General features: G+C 65.1%; 19 protein-coding genes. 13 read left to right on the top strand and 6 right to left on the bottom strand.

What is annotated here, in order from left to right:
• The 4 genes from DK366_RS17515 to DK366_RS17500 all read right to left on the bottom strand — a co-directional run.
• Positions 1–540, bottom strand: a 540-nt coding sequence (locus DK366_RS17515) for a Slp family lipoprotein (RefSeq protein WP_109126855.1), incomplete at its 3' end; no start/stop codon positions are given.
• 48 nt (positions 541–588) lie between these two features.
• On the bottom strand, positions 589–2,559 hold the full coding sequence (locus DK366_RS17510; RefSeq protein WP_109126854.1) for a DUF3488 and transglutaminase-like domain-containing protein: 1,971 nt from the start codon (positions 2,557–2,559) through the stop codon (positions 589–591).
• The gene (locus DK366_RS17505; RefSeq protein ID WP_109126853.1) at positions 2,556–3,512 is read right to left on the bottom strand and encodes a DUF58 domain-containing protein; all 957 of its coding nucleotides are present in this window, start codon (positions 3,510–3,512) and stop codon (positions 2,556–2,558) included. The genes DK366_RS17510 and DK366_RS17505 overlap by 4 nt, the downstream gene beginning before the upstream one ends.
• Positions 3,512–4,453, bottom strand: coding sequence for a MoxR family ATPase (locus tag DK366_RS17500; RefSeq protein ID WP_109126852.1), 942 nt, complete (start codon positions 4,451–4,453; stop codon positions 3,512–3,514). The genes DK366_RS17505 and DK366_RS17500 overlap by 1 nt, the downstream gene beginning before the upstream one ends.
• A 41-nt stretch (positions 4,454–4,494) precedes the next feature.
• On the opposite strand from DK366_RS17500, the gene DK366_RS17495 reads away from it, so the two are divergent.
• Positions 4,495–6,093 (top strand): glycosyltransferase family 39 protein, encoded by a 1,599-nt coding sequence (locus DK366_RS17495; protein ID WP_109126851.1) that lies wholly within the window; start codon positions 4,495–4,497, stop codon positions 6,091–6,093.
• A gap of 6 nt (positions 6,094–6,099) precedes the next feature.
• On the opposite strand, the gene DK366_RS17490 is transcribed toward DK366_RS17495, so the two are convergent.
• Positions 6,100–6,684 (bottom strand): Maf family nucleotide pyrophosphatase, encoded by a 585-nt coding sequence (locus tag DK366_RS17490; RefSeq protein ID WP_109126850.1) that lies wholly within the window; start codon positions 6,682–6,684, stop codon positions 6,100–6,102.
• On the bottom strand, positions 6,681–7,136 hold the full coding sequence (locus tag DK366_RS17485) for a hypothetical protein (protein WP_109126849.1): 456 nt from the start codon (positions 7,134–7,136) through the stop codon (positions 6,681–6,683). Before DK366_RS17485 ends, DK366_RS17490 begins: the two co-directional genes overlap by 4 nt.
• Positions 7,137–7,310: 174 nt before the next feature.
• Between DK366_RS17485 and DK366_RS17480 the strand changes: the two genes are divergently transcribed.
• The 12 genes from DK366_RS17480 to holB all read left to right on the top strand — a co-directional run bounded on the left by DK366_RS17480 (position 7,311) and on the right by holB (position 17,934).
• Entirely contained in the window at positions 7,311–7,790 is a 480-nt protein-coding gene (locus DK366_RS17480) for a YceD family protein (RefSeq protein ID WP_109126848.1), read from the top strand.
• 18 nt (positions 7,791–7,808) lie between these two features.
• Positions 7,809–8,003 carry a 50S ribosomal protein L32 gene (gene rpmF, locus DK366_RS17475; RefSeq protein ID WP_109126847.1) on the top strand — a complete coding sequence of 65 codons (195 nt, stop codon included), beginning with the start codon at positions 7,809–7,811 and terminating at the stop codon, positions 8,001–8,003.
• 149 nt (positions 8,004–8,152) lie between these two features.
• The gene (locus tag DK366_RS17470; protein WP_109126846.1) at positions 8,153–9,127 is read left to right on the top strand and encodes a beta-ketoacyl-ACP synthase III; all 975 of its coding nucleotides are present in this window, start codon (positions 8,153–8,155) and stop codon (positions 9,125–9,127) included.
• Positions 9,128–9,411: 284 nt separating this feature from the next.
• Positions 9,412–10,359 carry an ACP S-malonyltransferase gene (gene fabD, locus DK366_RS17465; protein ID WP_109126861.1) on the top strand — a complete coding sequence of 316 codons (948 nt, stop codon included), beginning with the start codon at positions 9,412–9,414 and terminating at the stop codon, positions 10,357–10,359.
• A 64-nt stretch (positions 10,360–10,423) separates the two neighbouring features.
• On the top strand, positions 10,424–11,167 hold the full coding sequence (fabG, locus tag DK366_RS17460; protein WP_109126845.1) for a 3-oxoacyl-ACP reductase FabG: 744 nt from the start codon (positions 10,424–10,426) through the stop codon (positions 11,165–11,167).
• Between the two features lie 300 nt (positions 11,168–11,467).
• Entirely contained in the window at positions 11,468–11,707 is a 240-nt protein-coding gene (gene acpP, locus DK366_RS17455) for an acyl carrier protein (RefSeq protein WP_019466215.1), read from the top strand.
• A gap of 214 nt (positions 11,708–11,921) precedes the next feature.
• Positions 11,922–13,160 carry a beta-ketoacyl-ACP synthase II gene (gene fabF / locus DK366_RS17450; RefSeq protein ID WP_109126844.1) on the top strand — a complete coding sequence of 413 codons (1,239 nt, stop codon included), beginning with the start codon at positions 11,922–11,924 and terminating at the stop codon, positions 13,158–13,160.
• 29 nt (positions 13,161–13,189) lie between these two features.
• Positions 13,190–14,518 carry an aminodeoxychorismate synthase component I gene (locus tag DK366_RS17445; protein WP_232821099.1) on the top strand — a complete coding sequence of 443 codons (1,329 nt, stop codon included), beginning with the start codon at positions 13,190–13,192 and terminating at the stop codon, positions 14,516–14,518.
• Entirely contained in the window at positions 14,518–15,342 is an 825-nt protein-coding gene (gene pabC / locus DK366_RS17440) for an aminodeoxychorismate lyase (RefSeq protein WP_109126843.1), read from the top strand. The genes DK366_RS17445 and pabC overlap by 1 nt, the downstream gene beginning before the upstream one ends.
• Positions 15,339–16,376 (top strand): endolytic transglycosylase MltG, encoded by a 1,038-nt coding sequence (gene mltG / locus DK366_RS17435; protein ID WP_109126842.1) that lies wholly within the window; start codon positions 15,339–15,341, stop codon positions 16,374–16,376. The genes pabC and mltG overlap by 4 nt, the downstream gene beginning before the upstream one ends.
• Positions 16,367–17,005: a dTMP kinase gene (tmk, locus tag DK366_RS17430; RefSeq protein ID WP_109126841.1), complete on the top strand. Its 639-nt coding sequence runs from the start codon at positions 16,367–16,369 to the stop codon at positions 17,003–17,005. The genes mltG and tmk overlap by 10 nt, the downstream gene beginning before the upstream one ends.
• A complete protein-coding gene (gene holB, locus DK366_RS17425) occupies positions 17,002–17,934 on the top strand; it encodes a DNA polymerase III subunit delta' (RefSeq protein WP_109126840.1) in 933 nt (310 codons plus the stop codon). Before tmk ends, holB begins: the two co-directional genes overlap by 4 nt.

The raw sequence follows: 17,934 nt of genomic DNA, 5'->3' as shown, positions 1-17,934 counted from the left end.
CACCGCCCTACTGCGGTCCGGGTTGGGACCCCAACCCGGACCCCAGTAGGGGCCCCAGAACGGGTCGTACCAGCCCGGACCGTAGTTGACCGCCACGCGCTTGGGCCACAGGTACACCACGTTGGCTTCGACGCGCGGGTAGGCGTAGTTGTAATCGCCGATCTTCTCCGACTGCGTACCCTGGATGACGCCGGTGACCGTAATGTCGCGGCCGCGGGTAAACACTTCGGGGTCGTAGAAGCCCGAACGGCAGGCGACGAAGCGGCCCTGGGTTTCGCTGTCGGTGCTCGGTGCCTTCGGACGGGCCTGGTCATCCAGCGGACGCTGCAGGATGTAGAAACAGGTTTCCTGCGGGCCCGGCTTGGTGTCGATGATCTGGCCACCCCAGCGAATCTGGGCGCCCGACGCTCCGTTGGCTTCCTGCTGCGCGGAAACCGAGGTGACCTGGGTGTAAGTGCCCTGAAGTGGCTGCGGCACCGTTGCGCAGGCCGCCAGCGTGGCCACCGCGGTCGCGAGAATCAACGGCTTGTACATGGACATGACGCTTTCTCCATCGTGTGGTGGATGCCATGCATCCACGGTTCAATATCATTTGACCACGCGACGCGGCCGAAAGTCCCGCGCAGCCTGTCGAAAGTTTTTTAGCAGGTCAGCTGGCGGTTCTTCGTACGCGTAACGCAGTTCCAGATATGTCCTCATCAGGTGTTCCAGCTCGTCGCGCTGGCTGGGGAGGGCCCGTGCGGCGCGGCTGAAGAAATGCTGCGGTCCTTCGCTATGTCGGCGGGCCACGCCCACCGCGGCCAGTCGTTTTTCCAGTTGCTGCATCGCTGCGCGTGCCTGGTCGGTATCCGGGCGGTTCCACATGGCCCATAGCAAACCGAGCGCGGCAAACAGCGAACCACCGACGGCGAGCAACAACCCCAGCGTGCCCACGCTGGTGTCGTGCACGCCAAACGGCGTCAACAGCCCATGCTGCCGAAGCGTGTCAAAGCCAATAACGCCTTGGTTCCACCACCGGTTGACGATGTCCCAATGGTTGCGCCAGCCAAGCAGCCATCGATTGGGTGCCCAGTCAGTGGATGCTGCATCGGCCGCGGAAGAGCCCAGGCTCACGCGTTCAGGACGCACGGCCGCCGTCGGATCGAAACGCACCCAGCCGCGATGCGGCAGCCACACTTCGCCCCAGGCATGCGCGTCGGATTGGCGCACCAAAAGGTAGTTGCCCAGGGTGTTCCAGTAGCCGCCCTGGTAACCGGTTACCACGCGCGCGGGAATGCCGGCGGCGCGCATCAGCACCGTGAACGACGATGCGTAGTGCTCGCAGAATCCGCGACGCGTGCCGAACAGGAAGTCGTCGATGGCGTTGCTGCCCAGCGGCGGCGGGGCCAGCGTGTAACTGAAACCATCGTCGTGAAACAGGTTCATCGCCGCCTGGATGATGGCCATGTCGTCGGCGCCGTACTGCGTGCGCCAGCGCCTGCCCAGGGCGAGTGCCTTGGGGTCGAAGCCCGCCGGCAGTTGCAGGGCGCGGCGGCGGTCGCGCTCGGTCAGCTCGGCCTGCAGGTGATAGATAGGCGAGGAACTGAGCCGGTAGGTAAAGGGATCGTTGATGGGGTGATCGGCGCGAAGCTCCCAGTCCGGTCCCAGCGAGGCGTCATCGGGCGCCTTGATGGGAACGTCCAGCGCGGGCAACGCTCGCTGCCCGGTGGCTTCAAGCGTGATGGTGTACTGAACGGCCGGGCCGTATTCGATTTGCGAGGGCGGACGGTTGTCGTCCTGACGGTTCCAGGTATGGCCGTCGTAGGTCCACATCACGTAGGCACGGAAATAGCGCTGCGCGTTGGGTGGTGGCGTGCCGTTGAAGGTCACGCGCATGGCCGGTCGGTCGTCCAGCAAGACCTGCGAGAAGTTGCCGGGCGACATGTCGTCACTCAGGCCCGACCGCGTTTGTTCGGGCGTGGGGGCGCCCCACAGCGGTGAACTGAGTCGTGGCACGAACAGGAAGGCGACGATGGCCACCGGCACGGACAAGGCGAGCAGGCCCAGCGCGGGCAGCAGTTCGCGCGGCAACGTGGTTGGCGGACGCGCGGGCTGCAAGGCGCGCAGCGTGGCAATGGCGGGCAGCAGGCCAAGTGCCACCAGGATGGTCGCCACCAAGCCCTGGTCGAACAGCAGTGCCGACATCAGGGCGAAACAGGCGAACGCGGCGCCGACGCGTGCATCGCGGGGTGTTTCCGTTTCCAGCAGCTTGAGCACCAGCAGGCCAGCCATCAGTGCGGCGCCGGGCTCACGGCCGAACAACGTGTTGTAGTGGAACACCACCGCGCCGCACAGCAGCGCCACCAGTGGGAGCTTGAAGTAGGAAGGTGCGCGCGCCTGCTTCTGGCGCCGCTGCCACCAGCGCAGGCCAAGCATGGCTGCCAGCGACAACGTCAGCCACCACGGCAAGTGCGGCGCATGGACGCCCAGCACGACGGCCACCGTGATGCAAAGCAGATCGAACGGCCGCCGATCCAGGGTCTCCGGCTTTTTCTTGCGGAAAAGGGAGAGGCGGATCATGGCAGGCGTGCCAGCGCGTTCATGCAGTGCGCGTAGTGGCTGCGGCCATGGCCAAGGCTGATGTCTTCGCTGGGCAACCACAGGCTGGTGGGGCGGCCAACGGCTTCGGCTTCGCCCAGCCAGCGCGCCAATCGCGAAATGCGCGCTTCCGGAACCAGGTGCGACAACTGCCGCCAGTCGAGGCGCCATTCTTCCTGGGCCTCGGGTTGCTCGAAATCCTTCACCAGCAGGTTGGCGTGGCGAGCGGAATGTTTCCACGCAATGTGGCGCTGCGGATCGCCGGCGCGATACGCGCGCAGGGCGGCGATGTCTTCACCCTGGTGCACGCGCTTTTGCTTGCCGTCCTCGCCAGGTATGACGGGTGCCGGACCACCGTGCTCGGGACGCGGCCACACCAGCACGGATTGGTCGGGATAGATCCAGCTCCACGCATGGAACAGGCCCAGCGGCCAGTTGCTCCACAACTTGATGCGTGGCAACGGCTGCCAGCCGCGGTGCTCCGTCGGCAGGTTCATCGAGACAACGGTTTCGCCCTGCGCCGCGACGGCAAAGGCTTCCACGTGTTCATCGAACTCGACATGGATGGACGCGTGCGCGTGGTCGCCGCCGGTGAAGACCAGCTGCACCACCATCGGTTCGCCCGCGATGGCCTGCCCCTGGCGCACGTTCGCCAGGCGCAGGCCGTTGAGGCTGCGAAACGCCACCAGCATGCTGGCCGATGTCGTGGAGCCCAGCAGGCAGGTGAGCATCAACGCGGCATTGTTCGTGTAATTGAGCGCGCCCATCAGCATCACCAGCAACAGCACGGTGAAGGCCATGCCGAAGCCGGTAGGCACGATGTAGATGCGCCGCCGATGCAGGACGATGGGCAGGCTTTCCGGGCGGCGGTAGCGCGTGAGCGCGGGCAGGCGACGTTCCGCCCACATCCGGAAGCGACGAAGCGCCTCTTGCATCAACCCACCGCGACGTCGGCGAGCAGGCTGCGTGCGAGGCTGTCGCCACTGGCGCCACGCGTGGTCACGAGGCGGTGCGCGGCCAGCGGGACGAACAGCGCCTGGATGTCCTCCGGCAACACATGCTGACGTCCACTGAGCAACGACCATGCCCGCGCCGCGCTAAGCAAGGCCAGGCCTGCGCGCGGAGACAGCCCCACGCGCACGTCCGCGGGGCGCCGGCTGGCGGCGAGCAACGCCTGCAGGTAGTCGCGCAGGGCGGCACTGGCGGTCACCGACTGCGCATGACGCGCGAGTTGCGCCAGGCCGGCGACATCCAGCTGCGGCGACAGTTGAGCGAGCACGTCGCGACGGTCGCTGCCTGTCAGCAGTGCGCGTTCGGCGGCGGCGTCGGGGTAATCCAGCGAGACGCGCAACATGAAGCGGTCCAGCTGTGAATCGGGCAGCGGGAACGTGCCGGCCAGGTCGAGCGGATTCTGCGTGGCCACCACGAAAAACGGCTGTGGCAGCACATGCGTCTGGCCGTCCACCGTCACCTGGCCTTCGGCCATCGATTCAAGCAGCGCGCTCTGCGTCTTGGGCGTGGCGCGATTGATTTCGTCGGCAAGCAGCAGTCCGGAGAATATCGGGCCGGGGTGGAAACGGAACTGTCCCGTCTCGCGCTCGTAGACGCTCACCCCGATAATGTCTGACGGCAGCAGGTCGCTGGTGAACTGCACGCGCTGGAAATCCAGCGCAAAGCTGGCGGCCAGCGCGTGTGCCAGGGTTGTCTTGCCCACGCCGGGCACGTCTTCCAGCAGAAGATGGCCGCCGGCGATCAGGCAGGTAAACGCCAGCTTCACCTGGCGCGGTTTGCCCAGCAGTACGCGGTTGACCTGGGCCATGGCGGCTTCCAGGCGTGTGCGCAGTGATTCATCGTGGAGCGGTGTAATGGCGGACATGGGTTTCCGGCGACGGGGAAGGACGATGCGGGACAAGGCTCATGCGTGATGCAGGCAGTGTAGCCGTGGGTCTCGCGCGCTGGCGAGCCATGTTCGTGATCGCCTTCGCGCTGATCTTCATCGTCAAGTTGATGCTTGCCGCAACGCTGTCGCCATTTGGTGATGAAGCCTTCTATTGGCAGGAAAGCCGCCATCTCGCCTGGGGCTACAGCGACCTGCCACCACTCACGGCGGTGTTGATCCGTGTTGGCGAAACCGTGGCCGGCCACGGCCTGCTGGGCATGCGCTGGCCGTTCCTGATCCTTGGCAGCCTGTTGCCGTGGCTGGTGCGCGCCTTTGCACGCGAGGCTTTCACCGATGAATGCGCGGGCTGGCAGGCGGCCCTGTTCACTCTGCTGCTGCCGCTGGGCAGCAGCCTGGGCGTGCTGGCCGTGCCGGATGTGCCCCTGACCATAGCCATCATGCTGGCGATGGTGGCGTTGATGCGTGCGATGGATCGCGATGGCTTGCGTGACTGGCTGTTGCTGGGCGTGGCTCTGGCGATGTGCTGGCTAAGCCACTACCGCGCCGCCATGCCGATGTTGCTCGGTTTGCTGGTCTGTGTGCTGACGCCGCGCGGACGCACGTTGTGGCGTCGACCTGGGCTATGGCTCGCACTCTGTGTGGCTGCGCTGGGGTTGGCACCGCTGCTGATATCCAACTGGCAGCAACGCGGTGCGGGTGTGGCGTTCCAGTTGGTGGAACGCAATCCATGGCGTTTCCACGCAGACGCGCTGGTGCAGCCGCTGGAGCAGGCGGTAGCCTGCACGCCCTTGCTGTATGCGTTGTTGCTGTGGGCAGCGTGGATAAGCTGGCGTCGAAGGAAGGATGTGCGTCCATGGGATGTGATTGCCATCGTGTCCTGCGGCTTCATCGTCTTGTATTTCGTGTTGGGTCTTTTTGCGGACGATGTCCGTTTCCGCGCGCACTGGCCGTTGCCGGGTTACCTGCCGTTGCTCGCGGCGTTGCCCGTGCTGTTGCGTGAGCAACGATGGTGGTCCCGGGGTTGGTTGATCGCGACGTTTGCCTTGGCCGTGGCGGGGCAGGCGGGCGGGCTGGCTTATCTGGGGCTCGCCGCCAGCGACAACGGCGCACGCATGCTCGCCGGCTTGAAGATGTTTCCCGCGCGCTTCGTCGGATGGCGAGAAAGCGGCGACATGGCACGTCAGCTGCTCGCGGAGCATCCCGGTGTGCTGGTGGCCGACAACTTCATGCTCGCTGCGGAAATCGATTTCCAGCTCGCCGGTGTCGTGCCTGTCTTCGTGCTGGACAGTCCGCTCAACGCCAAGCACGGGCGTGCACCGCAACTGGCGCTGTGGCAACGCGATGAAACAGCGCTGCGCATGCAGCACGGTGGCCAGCCCATGTTGCTTGCCGTGGATGAAAAGGCGTTGCGCGTGCGTGAGCGTGCGGACTGGCTGCGATCGCTGTGCGGACGCATCGACGACGCGCTTCCCCTGTCGCGGCTGGATCTATTCGATGGCCGTCGCCGCATGGCTTTCTACAGCGGAGCCGTACCGTTGCTGCACGCCACCGCCACGGCGCCTGACGATCGCTGCATCGTGTGGCAGCGTGCCTACGCCGCGGAGTCGGCGCACTGATGCCGATCAGGGCAGGGAAATACCCGCTTCCCGCAGCATGCGCGCCAGGGCGATCAGCGGCAGTCCAATGAGGGCCGACGGGTCGTCGTTCGCAATACGCTCGAACAGGCTGATGCCGAGGCCTTCGCATTTGAAACTGCCGGCACAATCCAGCGGCTGTTCGCGTTCGATGTAACGGTTGATCTCATCCGCACCGAGGCTGCGAAAGGTCACCACGGTATGGTCGACGTGGACGCGATCCTCGCCCGTGCGGGTGTCATGCAGGCAAAGCGCGGTGTGGAAATGCACGTCGCGGCCGGAGCTTGCCGTCAGTTGCGCGCGGGCACGTTCGACAGTGCCCGGCTTGTCGAGCACGCTGCCCTCCAGCTCGGCCACCTGGTCGGAGCCGATCACCAGGGCATCGCTCAGGCCTGCCGCAGCGGCGTGGGCTTTGGCGATGGCCAGTCGACGCGCGCGTTCGCGCGGCGTCTCGTTGGGAAGCGGTGCCTCGTCGGTGCCCGGGGCGCGTTGTTCGAACTCGCCATAGATGCGCCTGAGGAGCTCGGCGCGATAACGCGAGGTCGAGCCCAGCACCAGGGTGGGCAGGGTCATGCGTCATGCTCCCGGCGCAAATGCTCCCGCATGGCGCTGTCCAGATCGTGCTGCGCGCGGTCCAGGGCCGCCAGCAACGGGCGAAGCCGGGAGCGTGTATCATTCATCGCCGAGACGGTCTGATCCAGTTCTTCCTGAGACGCCCTGGGCGCCTTGTCCCTGATCCAGATGCGCTGCTGCAGGAGCGAGCGCAACCCCGCATCGATCGCGTGACGGGCCTCCTGTTCGCTGCTGGCGGGCAGGTCAGGGTTGAGGGACATCACGGCATGGGCCTGCTGCAGGCCTGCCCGGCAGGTCTTCAGGTCGCTTTCCAGTCGGTCGGCCAGTTCCAGCAGCTGATGGAGGCTGCGGGCCCGGCGGTCGGCGCGCCGCCGGTAGGCCAGCGTTGCCCCCACCAGGACGGCGGCGAGGACCACCAGGGCGATCAGGCCAAGCATCAGGGATGAATTCACGGGCCGGCGGACTCGCGGAAAAGGTGGTCAAAGTCTGCCGTACCGCAGTCGTTCAGGCAAAATTCGGGTTTACATGCATCTCAGGGCTCTCAACCCGTTGACTTCAACATGTTGTAATCCTAAGATTTCATGTCTATGTCCGTGACACTGCCAGAGTCTGTGGACGCTTGGCGCATGGTCTCGGCGCGGCGTTCGTTCCAGGGGGAATTGCCCGTGGTCGCCATGAAGCGACTGGGCGAGGCCCTGGCCAGTACGGAAGGAACAGCGCAATACGAGCTGGATTTTGGTCGGGACGAGTTTGGTACGTCGTACCTCGATGTCCGCGTCCAGGCTCCGCTCACGGTGACCTGTCAGCGCACCCTTGAGCCGTTCGTGTTGCCGGTGACGGTGAACAACCGGCTCGGTTTGATCCGCTCCGAGCGCGAAGAAGCGGCTTTGCCGCCGAACGTCGAGCCGCTGCTGGTCGCTGACGACAGCAAGCTGAGCTTGCTGGACGTCATCGAAGACGAATTGTTGTTGGCCATGCCGCTGGTGCCGGTGAACCCGGACAGCACGTTGCCTGAAGAAGTAGTTGGCCCCTCGCCGGAGGAAATCTCCAGCGAAGGCCGTTCCGATAACCCGTTCGCGGTTTTGCGCGAACTCAAGAAAACTTGATTTAGCTGGAGATTCGCCATGGCCGTTGCCAAGAGCCGCAAGACCCCGTCCACCCGCGGCATGCGTCGTTCGCACGATGCGCTGAAGACCGTGCAGCTGGCCACCGCTCCGCCCAGTGGCGAAGTGCACCTGCGCCACCACGTCACCAAGGATGGCTACTACCGCGGCAAGAAGGTCATCGAGACGAACACCTCGGTGGTCGAAGAGGATTGATCGTTCCCGCAAGGGATACGATTCCGCATGGCGGCGCGATTTCGCGCCGCTTTGCGTTTGTGCGATCACCCACGTAACGTTGGCGGTTTGGAGGCTGGCCTGATCGCTTCGCGAGTCGGCTCCGTTCCAACCCGTCGCATGGAAAGTTAATGGCCCAGATCTACGCCCGCATCACCGGCACCGGCAGCGCGCTGCCCGAGCGAGTGGTGACCAATGCCGATCTCGAAAAGATCGTCGAAACCAGTGACGAATGGATTCGCACCCGTACCGGCATCGAGCGCCGCCACATTGCCGCCGATGGCCAGACCACTGGCGATCTGGCGACCGAAGCCGCCGAGCGCGCGCTTGAAGCCGCCGGCGTGAAGGCTTCCGAAATCGACCTGATCGTGCTGGGCACGACCACGCCGGACATCATTTTCCCGTCGACCGCCTGCCTGGTTCAGCACCGTCTTGGTGCGAACGGTTGCGCTGCGTTCGATGTCAATGCCGCCTGCTCGGGCTTCGTTTACGCCCTCGGCATTGCCGACAAGTTCATTCGCAGTGGCCAGTCCAAGAAAGTGTTGGTGATCGGCGCGGAAACGCTGACCCGCATGGTCGACTGGAACGAGCGCGAAACCTGCGTGCTGTTCGGCGATGGTGCCGGCGCCGTCGTGCTGGAAGCCTCGGAAGAGCCGGGCATCTACGCCACGCTGCTGCATGCCGATGGCGGCTTCAAGCATCTGCTGTACAACCCGGTGGGCGTGTCCGCGGGTTTCAAGGACGAGCCGAACCACGGCGTGCGCATCAACATGTCTGGCCGCGAAGTGTTCAAGGTTGCCGTGAAGACGCTCGACTCGCTGGTCGATGAAACGTTGCAGGCCGCCGGCATGGACGAATCGCAGATCGACTGGCTGATTCCGCACCAGGCCAACCTGCGCATCATCGAAGCCACGGCCAAGCGCCTGAAAATGCCGATGGAGCAGGTGATCGTGACCGTGCAGGAGCATGCCAACACCTCGTCTGGCTCGGTGCCGCTCGCGCTGGATTACGCCGTGCGTTCGGGCAAGGTGAAGCGTGGTCAGAACCTGCTGCTGGAAGCGTTTGGCGGCGGTTTCACGTGGGCGTCGGCGCTGCTGCGCTATTGATCGCCGTTCGTCTGGAAAAAAGCCGCCTCAGGGCGGCTTTTTTTTGCCTGTCATTCCGGCGCGGGCCGGAATCCAGTGTCCGAGGCTCTGGTTGTCGCAAAAAAGCCTGAACTCCTTCGCGAAAACCGTGTATCGCGGCGCTGGATTCCAGCCTGCGCTGGAATGACGGTGGGGGTGCGGTGTCCGGAAATGCTGCCCGCACATCCATTCCCAGGCGAATACAGCTGCGTATGGCGCTCAATGCTGGCACCATTCCGTTTTTCGTTTCAGGCAAACCCTCGTCCATGACCCAGACCTCCGCCACGCTTGCTTTCGTTTTCCCGGGCCAGGGCTCGCAGTCGCTTGGCATGCTGGCCGAACTGGCTGCCGCCCATCCGGAAGTGAAGTCCACCTTCGACGAAGCATCGCAGGGCGCAGGCATCGACCTGTGGGCACTCAGCCAGCAGGGCCCGGAAGAAGACCTCAATCGCACCGAAAATACGCAGCCGGCACTGCTCGCCGCGAGCGTGGCCGTTTGGCGCGTGTGGCAGAAGCTGGGTGGCGCGCAGCCGGCGCAGATGTCGGGCCACAGCCTGGGTGAATACAGTGCGCTGGTGTGTGCCGGTGCCCTGTCGCTGCACGACGCAGCGGCACTGGTCGCCGAGCGTGGTCGCCTGATGCAGGCCGCCGTGCCGCCGGGCGTGGGTGCGATGGCGGCCATCCTGGGTGGCGATGACGCACAGATTGCGGCCGTGTGTGAAGAAGTTGCGCAGGGGCAGGTGGTGTCGCCCGCCAACTTCAATTCGCCGGGTCAGCTCGTCATCGCCGGCAACGCCGAAGCCGTGGATCGCGCACTGGCCAAGCTGGCGGAGCAGGGCGTGAAGAAGGCCATCAAGCTCGCCGTGTCCGTACCGTCGCATTGCATGCTGATGCGCGATGCGGCCGATCGCCTGGGCGAGCGCATGGCCTCGATTTCCTGGTCGCTGCCGTCCGTTCCGGTGATTCAGAACGCCGAGGCGCGCAGCTACAACACGGTGGAAGACATTCGCGGCGCACTGCAGCGCCAGCTGTACCTGCCGGTGCGCTGGACCGAGTGCGTGCAAGCGCTGGTCGCAGGCGGCGCGACGCGTATGGCCGAAGCGGGTCCGGGCAAGGTGCTGGCCGGCCTGATCAAGCGCATCGACAAGAGCGTCGAGGCTCGCGCCATCGGCACGCCAGCCGAACTCGATGCCGCCCGCGCCGAGTGGGTCTGAGCGATATCCAGGCATTCATGCGCGTGGACGCATCGACGTCCAGCCATCCAAAGGGAAATGACAGATGAGCAAGACACTGCAAGGTGAAATCGTCCTCGTCACCGGCGCCAGCCGCGGCATCGGTGCGGCCATTGCCGATGAACTGGCGGCGCAAGGCGCCACGGTTATCGGCACCGCCACCAGTGAAAGTGGCGCCGCGGCCATTGGCGAACGCCTGGCTGCAAATGGTGGTCATGGCCGCGTGCTCAATGTCACCGAGGGTGCTTCCATTGAAGCGCTCATCGATGGCATCGCCAAGGAATTCGGCCCTGTGTCGATCCTGGTCAACAACGCCGGCATCACGCGCGACCAGCTGCTGATGCGCATGCGCGACGAAGACTGGCAGGCCATCCTCGATACCAATCTCACGTCCGTGTATCGCACGTCCAAGGCCGTCATGCGGGGCATGATGAAGGCGCGCAAGGGCCGCATCATTTCCATCGCGTCGGTGATCGGCCTGACCGGCAATCCGGGCCAGGCCAACTACGCGGCGGCGAAGGCGGGCATCATTGCGTTCTCCAAGTCGCTGGCGCGCGAGATCGGTTCGCGTGGCATCACCGTGAACGTGGTGGCGCCGGGCTTCATCGATACCGACATGACGCGTGCACTGCCGGAGGAATCCAAGCAGGCTTTGCTGGGCCAGATTGCCCTGGGTCGCCTCGGCGAAGCCAGCGACATTGCGAAGGCCGTGGCCTTCCTGGCGTCCCCGGCGGCCGCCTACATCACAGGCGAGACGCTGCACGTCAATGGCGGCATGTACATGCCATAAGGCGTGAAGAAAGGGCTTTAAACCCTTATCTGAGCCTTCATTGTTTCAACCGGCCGGGGCACGTTTCCGCTTGGCGGGACGTGGTCCGGTGCACCGGCACGGGCCGGTTTAACAAGGGGTTGTCGCAAGCTGCACCGTTTTAGGCGACAATTGCTTCTTTCGCGCCGGTCCCGTGGCCTGCGTTTAACGACAGCTGGTGGATCATGGCGGCCTTGCGGCTTAGCCACTACAATCCGCCGGCCATATGCCGGCCACTGGCCGGTGTTGACAGGTAACTACTCCTTGGGAGGTATTGGCAACATGAGCACCATCGAAGAGCGCGTCAAGAAAATCGTCATCGAGCAGCTGGGCGTGAAGGAAGAGGAAGTCACGGCGAACGCTTCGTTCGTGGACGATCTGGGCGCTGATTCGCTGGACACCGTTGAACTGGTGATGGCTCTCGAGGAAGAGTTCGAGACCGAGATTCCGGACGAAGAGGCCGAGAAGATCACCACGGTGCAGCAGGCCGTTGATTACATCAAGGCTCACACCAAGGAGTGATCGCTCCGATGCGACGACGCATTCGCGTGATGCGTCCGTCCACCAGCGATACCGGAAGCTGCGCCACATTGGCGCAGTTTTCGTTTCTGCATTTTGCAACGTCCGATCCCGTATGGTGCGCGCGGCGCGCCAAGGGCACGGATGACGTGGCCGCGAATGGCGCAGAACACCTGTCGTTATTGACGGTGCCACGGATACACGAGGGAAGATCAGCATGAGCAAACGACGTGTGGTTGTCACCGGTCTCGGCATTATTTCGCCGGTCGGCAACGATATCGCGACCGCCTGGGACAACATCCTCAAGGGCGTGAGTGGCATTGGTCAGGTGACCCATTTCGACGCGACCGCCTATGCCACGCGCATTGCCGGCCAGGTCCGTGATTTCGATCCGGCGCAGTGGATCGCCCCGAAAGAGATCAAGAAGATGGATCCGTTCATCCACTACGGCATCGCCGCGGGTACGCAAGCCCTGCGCGATTCCGGCCTGGAAGTGACGGAAGAAAATGCACCGCGCATCGGCGTGGCCGTGGCGGCCGGCATCGGCGGCCTGCATACCATCGAGCACACCTCGATCGAACTGCACGACAAGGGGCCGCGTCGCGTGTCGCCGTTCTTCGTGCCGTCCTCGATCATCAACATGGTGTCGGGCCACCTGTCGATCATGAACGGCCTGAAGGGCCCGAACATCGCGTGTGTCACGGCCTGCACCACGGGTACGCACAACATCGGCCTGGCCGCGCGCATGATCCAGTACGGCGATGCCGACGTGATGATTGCCGGCGGCGCGGAATTCGCCACCACCGGCACGGCGATGGCGGGCTTCTGCTCGGCCAAGGCCATGTCCACCCGCAACGATGAGCCGACCAAGGCGAGCCGTCCGTGGGACAAGGACCGCGATGGCTTCGTGCTGTCCGACGGCGCCGGCGTGCTGGTGCTGGAAGAATACGAACACGCCAAGGCGCGCGGCGCGAAGATCTATGCGGAGCTGGTCGGCTTCGGCATGAGCGGCGACGCGTTCCACATCACCGCGCCGAGCGAAGGCGGTGAAGGTGCGGCGCGCAGCATGGATACCGCGCTGAAGGACGGTCATCTCAACCCGACCGACGTGCAGTACGTCAACGCGCATGGCACCTCGACGCCGCTGGGCGATCTGGGTGAAGTGCTTGCCGCCAAGCGCGTGTTCGGCGATCACGCCTACAAGCTGGCCATGAGCTCGACGAAGTCGGCCACGGGTCACTTGCTGGGTGCGGCAGGTGGCGTGGAAGCCATCTTCACCATCCTCGCGCTGCGCGACCAGGTGTTGCCGCCGACCATCAACCTCGATGAGCCGGGTGAAGGCTGCGATCTCGACTTCGTGCCGCATACCGCGCGCGATGCCAAGTTCGACGTGGCCATCTCCAACTCGTTCGGCTTTGGTGGCACCAACGGCACGCTGGCCTTCCGTCGCATTTGAGCGGCGTGACCACGTACCATCGTCGTACTCTGCACGGCCGGCGCGATCTACTCGCGCCGGCCGCTGCATTTCCAGAGCGCTATCCGGGCCTGCTGCAAAGCGTGACGCACGGTACGCCACAAGCGCGCTTCGACATCCTGTTCGCGTTTCCGCAAGAGACGCTGTCCCTGCTTGCCGATGGCCGTCTGGTCGACGGCGAAGGGCGCCAGCGGGAAGGCCGCTTTCTCGACGCGCTGGATGCCGCCTGGCGTGAGGCGCGACTGCCGCGCGATGAAACCAGTGATCTTCCGTTCCACGGCGGCTGGCTGCTGCTGTTGAGCTACGAGCTTGTCGGCGAGATCGAAACCCGCCTGCGCCTGCAACCGTCGGCGGTGCTTCCCGTGGCGATGGCCTTGCGTTGTCCGGCGGCCGTGATTGTCGATCACGCGCGCCATTGCACCGTGATCGTCGCGGAGCAGGGGCACGAGGATTGGCTCGATGTCATGGAGGCTGACCTCAGTGCCGCGATCGATATCCCTGCGCTGTCATCGCCGGATGCGTGCAGTGAAGATGCCCCCTCGCGCTTCCTCGATGGCGTCGGGCGTATCCACGAGCACCTGCATGCCGGCGACATTTTTCAGGTGAACCTGTCGCGGGAGTGGTACGCGCACTACGCGTCGCCACCGACGCCGGCCCAGCTTTATCAGTCGTTGCGACAAGCGAATCCGGCGCCCTTCGCGGGCCTGTTCCAGCAGAAGGACTGGGCGGTGGTGAGTTCCTCGCCGGAGCGCCTCGTCGAAGTGCGCGGCGGCCTTGCGCAGACGCGGCCCATCGCGGGGACTCGTCCCCGTACGCCCGGCGATGACGATGTGGCGCGTATTCGTGAACTGAGCTCGCACCCCAAGGAGCGCGCCGAGCACGTGATGCTGATCGACCTGGAGCGCAACGACCTGGGGCGCGTGTGCGTGCCGGGCACGGTCGAGGTGAATGAGCTGATGGTGGTGGAAAGCTACGCGCATGTGCATCACATCGTGTCGAACGTGCGCGGAAGGCTTCGCGGTGATGTGACGCCTGGCGAGGTGATTGCTGCCACCTTCCCTGGCGGCACGATCACCGGCTGCCCCAAGGTGCGCTGCATGGAAATCATTGCCGCGCTGGAGGACGCGCCGCGTGGTGCCTATACCGGCGCGCTCGGGTATCTCGATCGCAACGGGGATCTGGATCTGAACATCCTGATCCGCACCTTCACGCTTTCGGGTTCGAACGTAACGTTCCGCGCAGGCGCGGGCATCGTGGCCGATTCCGTTGCCGAGAGGGAGCTGGATGAAACCCGCGCCAAGGCACGCGGTTTGTTGCGCGCACTGGGAGTGCAGGGCTGATGTCCGGTCGCGTGCTGGTGAACGGCGCGCCGGAGGCGACCGTCTCGGTGTTTGATCGCGGCCTTTCCTACGGTGACGGATTGTTTGAAACGATCCGCTTTGTGCGTGGCGCGGCGCCGCTGTGGACGCGCCACATGGCGCGTTTGCATGCGGGCTGCGGACGCCTGCGGTTGCCGCTGCCCGTTCCGGCGCAGCTGCTGGACGAAGCGATTGCTGTCGTTGCGGGAATCGATCAGGCGGTTGTGCGGATTACCTTGACGCGCGGCGTCGGCGAGCGCGGTTACGCGCCACCGCGTGACGCGAACACCACACGCATCGTGGCGGGATTCGACGCACCGCCGATGACGGGCGAGGCCTATGCCCTTGGCATGCGGCTGCGCTGGTGCGAAACGACATTGTCGGCGCAGCCGCTGCTGGCCGGCATGAAGCATCTCAACCGACTTGAGCAGGTGCTGGCTCGCGCCGAGTGGACCGATCCGGCCATCGGCGAAGGGCTGGTGTGCGATGGGGAAGGGCAGGTCATCAGCGGGACCATGACCAATCTGTTCGCCGTGATCGATGGCGCACTCATGACCCCGTCGCTGGATCGCTGCGGCGTGGCGGGCGTGGCGCGCGCCGAGGTGCTCGGCCACCGTCCGGACGCTCGGGTGGCCGCGTTGCGCCGGGAGGATCTGGCCCGGGCCAGCGAAGTCTTCCTCAGTTCCAGTGTCCGGGGCATCCTGCCGGTTCAGGCCGTGGGCGATACGTTGTATGTTCCCGGCCCGGTGACTCGCGCCTTGCAACACCATTGGCGCGGTCTGGGTTTCCCGATGGAGCAGGCATGAGTGGACACAAGATGCAGGGGCGCGTGCGCTGGCGCGGATTGATCGTGCTGGTGTTGCTGGCGGTGGCTGGCGGCCTCGTTTATGGCTGGATGGATTACCAGCGTTTCGTCGGCACGCCGTTGATGGTGACGGCCGAGTCGCCCAGCATCGACGTGGCGAAGGGCAGCAGCCTGCGGGACGTCGTGGCTCTTCTGCACGATCAACATGCCACCGCAAGTCGTCCGCTGTACTGGCGCGTGCTGGCGGAGCAGTTGCGCGTCGCGGGTCGCCTGCATGCGGGCGAATATGCGCTGACGCCCGGCATGACGCCACGCGACCTGTTGCTCAACATGGCGACCGGCAAAGTCCTGCAGCGCAATTTCACCATCGTCGACGGCTGGAACTTCAAGGAGCTCCGCCAGGCCCTGGCCAAGGCAGACAAGCTCAGGCAGGACGGCGCGGCGCTCGATGATGCGGCGCTGATGGCCAAGATCGGCGCACCCGGCGAGATGCCGGAGGGGCGTTTTCTGCCGGAGACCTACGCCTACGTGAAGGGCGACAGCGATCTGGACATCCTGCGCCGGGCGCATGCCGCCATGGCCAAGATGCTGGATGCGTCGTGGCCCCAGCGCGACAAGGACCTGCCCCTGGCCACGCCGTATGAGGCGCTGATCCTCGCTTCCATCGTGGAAAAGGAAACGGGCCGCGCGGACGAACGCGCGCGCATCGCCGGCGTGTTCGTCCGCCGCCTTCAGACCCACATGCTGCTGCAGACCGACCCCACCGTGATCTACGGCATGGGCGATGCGTATGCGGGCAATATCCACAAGAGTGACCTCACCACGGACACGCCGTACAACACGTACACCCGCGCCGGCCTGCCGCCCACGCCCATCGCGATGCCGGGCAAGCCGGCCATCGATGCGGCGCTGCATCCCGCGCAGGGTACGGAGTTGTATTTCGTGGCACGTGGCGACGGCACGCACGTGTTCTCCAGTACGCTGGACGAACACAATCACAACGTTGCCTGTTTCCAGTTGAAGCGATGCCAATGACCCGAGGCAAACTCATTACGCTCGAAGGCGGCGAAGGCGCCGGCAAGAGCACGCTGCTGGCAGGCCTGCAGAAGCATCTGCTGGCGCAAGGTGTCGATCTGGTGCAGACGCGCGAGCCCGGTGGCACACCGTTGGGCGAAGCGGTGCGCGCCATCGTGCTCGATGCAGCGCATCGCGACATGTGCGCGGAGTCGGAACTGCTGCTGATGTTCGCCTCGCGCGCGCAGCTCGTGCGCGAATGCATCGAACCTGCGCTGGCTGCCGGCCGGTGGGTGCTATGCGACCGTTTTACCGATGCCAGCTATGCCTATCAGGGCGGTGGCCGTGGCGTGCCCGTCGAGCGCATCGCGCTGCTGGAGCAGTGGGCCACGAACAACCTTACGCCGGATCTGACGCTGTTGCTCGACCTGCCTGTCGCCACGGGGCGCGCGCGCGCCGCGGGTCGTGGCGAAGCGGATCGCATCGAGGTGGAAGGTGACAACTTCTTCGAGCGTGTGCGCGCTGCGTACCGTGCGCGGGCTGCCGCTGAACCCCTGCGCTTTCGCATGATCGACGCCGCCCTCACGCCGCCGGAAGTGCTCGAGGCGGCCATCGATGCAACGCGCCACCTCTTCGGAGCGAAGGCATGAGCACGATGCCGTGGCAGGCGGAACATTGGGCACGCCTGCAGGCACGGCGCGCCCGCAATGCCATGCCTCATGCGCTGCTGCTGTGTGGTCCGGAGGGCCTGGGCAAGCGCGACTTCATGCGTCGTTTTGCCGAAGGTCTGTTGTGCCAGCAGCCGCAGGATGGTGAGCCGTGTGGTCGTTGCCGCAGTTGTCTGCTGTTCGCCGCGGGCACGCATCCTGACTTCACCGTGCTCAGCTTTGGCCTGCGCAAGGACGGCGTGCAGCGCAGTGAAATCGTGGTGGACCAGATTCGCGAATTGTCTGCGCGTCTTGCCATGGCCAGTCAGTTCGGTGGCTGGCAGATCGTGTGCATCGACCCGGCCGATGCCATGAACGCCGCCGCGGCCAATGCGCTTCTGAAGACACTGGAAGAGCCTTCGCCGCAGACGATGTTGCTGCTGGTGGCCGATGCCCCGTGGCGTTTGCCGCAGACCATCCGCAGCCGCTGCCAGCGCATCGAGTTCCATCTGCCACCGCGCGAAGAAGCCCTGGCGTGGTTGCAGCAGCAAGGCGTGAAAGATGCCGCTGCGGCGCTCGATGCGGCGGGTGGCAATCCTGGCCTGGCTCGCCTCTGGTCGGAAGAGGGTGCGTTGGCTCGCCGGCAGGAAGTGCGCAAGGACTTGGGCGCCTTGGCGGCCGGTCGCGGCGAGGCGATGGAAGTGGCCAAGCGCTGGCGGGACAACGAGCCGGAGCAGCGGCTGTGGTTTGCCGCGCAAGCCGCTGCCGACGAGATGAAAGCCAAGGCGATGGGGCAGGGCCTGCTTGCGAGCCAGCTCGACGCTGAGGCGCTGGACCAGTGGTACATGGCGGCCAACCGGACGCGTGAATCCTTGCGCGGCCCCTTGCGCGGCGACTTGCTGCTGCTGGAACTACTTTCACGCTGGCACTGA

The organism is Dyella sp. C11, assembly GCF_003121485.1.
Taxonomy (GTDB): domain Bacteria; phylum Pseudomonadota; class Gammaproteobacteria; order Xanthomonadales; family Rhodanobacteraceae; genus Dyella.
This window is presented reverse-complemented; position numbering and strand designations above follow the sequence as displayed.

Bases quoted from the DNA above. Each gene is read 5' to 3' on its own strand.
- DK366_RS17510 (WP_109126854.1), bottom strand. From the start codon at position 2,559: ATGATCCGCCTCTCCCTTTTCCGCAAGAAAAAGCCGGAGACCCTGGAT.
- DK366_RS17505 (WP_109126853.1), bottom strand. From the start codon at position 3,512: ATGCAAGAGGCGCTTCGTCGCTTCCGGATGTGGGCGGAACGTCGCCTG.
- DK366_RS17500 (WP_109126852.1), bottom strand. From the start codon at position 4,453: ATGTCCGCCATTACACCGCTCCACGATGAATCACTGCGCACACGCCTG.
- DK366_RS17495 (WP_109126851.1), top strand. From the start codon at position 4,495: ATGCGTGATGCAGGCAGTGTAGCCGTGGGTCTCGCGCGCTGGCGAGCC.
- DK366_RS17490 (WP_109126850.1), bottom strand. From the start codon at position 6,684: ATGACCCTGCCCACCCTGGTGCTGGGCTCGACCTCGCGTTATCGCGCC.
- DK366_RS17480 (WP_109126848.1), top strand. From the start codon at position 7,311: ATGGTCTCGGCGCGGCGTTCGTTCCAGGGGGAATTGCCCGTGGTCGCC.
- rpmF (WP_109126847.1), top strand. From the start codon at position 7,809: ATGGCCGTTGCCAAGAGCCGCAAGACCCCGTCCACCCGCGGCATGCGT.
- DK366_RS17470 (WP_109126846.1), top strand. From the start codon at position 8,153: ATGGCCCAGATCTACGCCCGCATCACCGGCACCGGCAGCGCGCTGCCC.
- fabD (WP_109126861.1), top strand. From the start codon at position 9,412: ATGACCCAGACCTCCGCCACGCTTGCTTTCGTTTTCCCGGGCCAGGGC.
- fabG (WP_109126845.1), top strand. From the start codon at position 10,424: ATGAGCAAGACACTGCAAGGTGAAATCGTCCTCGTCACCGGCGCCAGC.
- acpP (WP_019466215.1), top strand. From the start codon at position 11,468: ATGAGCACCATCGAAGAGCGCGTCAAGAAAATCGTCATCGAGCAGCTG.
- fabF (WP_109126844.1), top strand. From the start codon at position 11,922: ATGAGCAAACGACGTGTGGTTGTCACCGGTCTCGGCATTATTTCGCCG.
- pabC (WP_109126843.1), top strand. From the start codon at position 14,518: ATGTCCGGTCGCGTGCTGGTGAACGGCGCGCCGGAGGCGACCGTCTCG.
- mltG (WP_109126842.1), top strand. From the start codon at position 15,339: ATGAGTGGACACAAGATGCAGGGGCGCGTGCGCTGGCGCGGATTGATC.
- tmk (WP_109126841.1), top strand. From the start codon at position 16,367: ATGCCAATGACCCGAGGCAAACTCATTACGCTCGAAGGCGGCGAAGGC.
- holB (WP_109126840.1), top strand. From the start codon at position 17,002: ATGAGCACGATGCCGTGGCAGGCGGAACATTGGGCACGCCTGCAGGCA.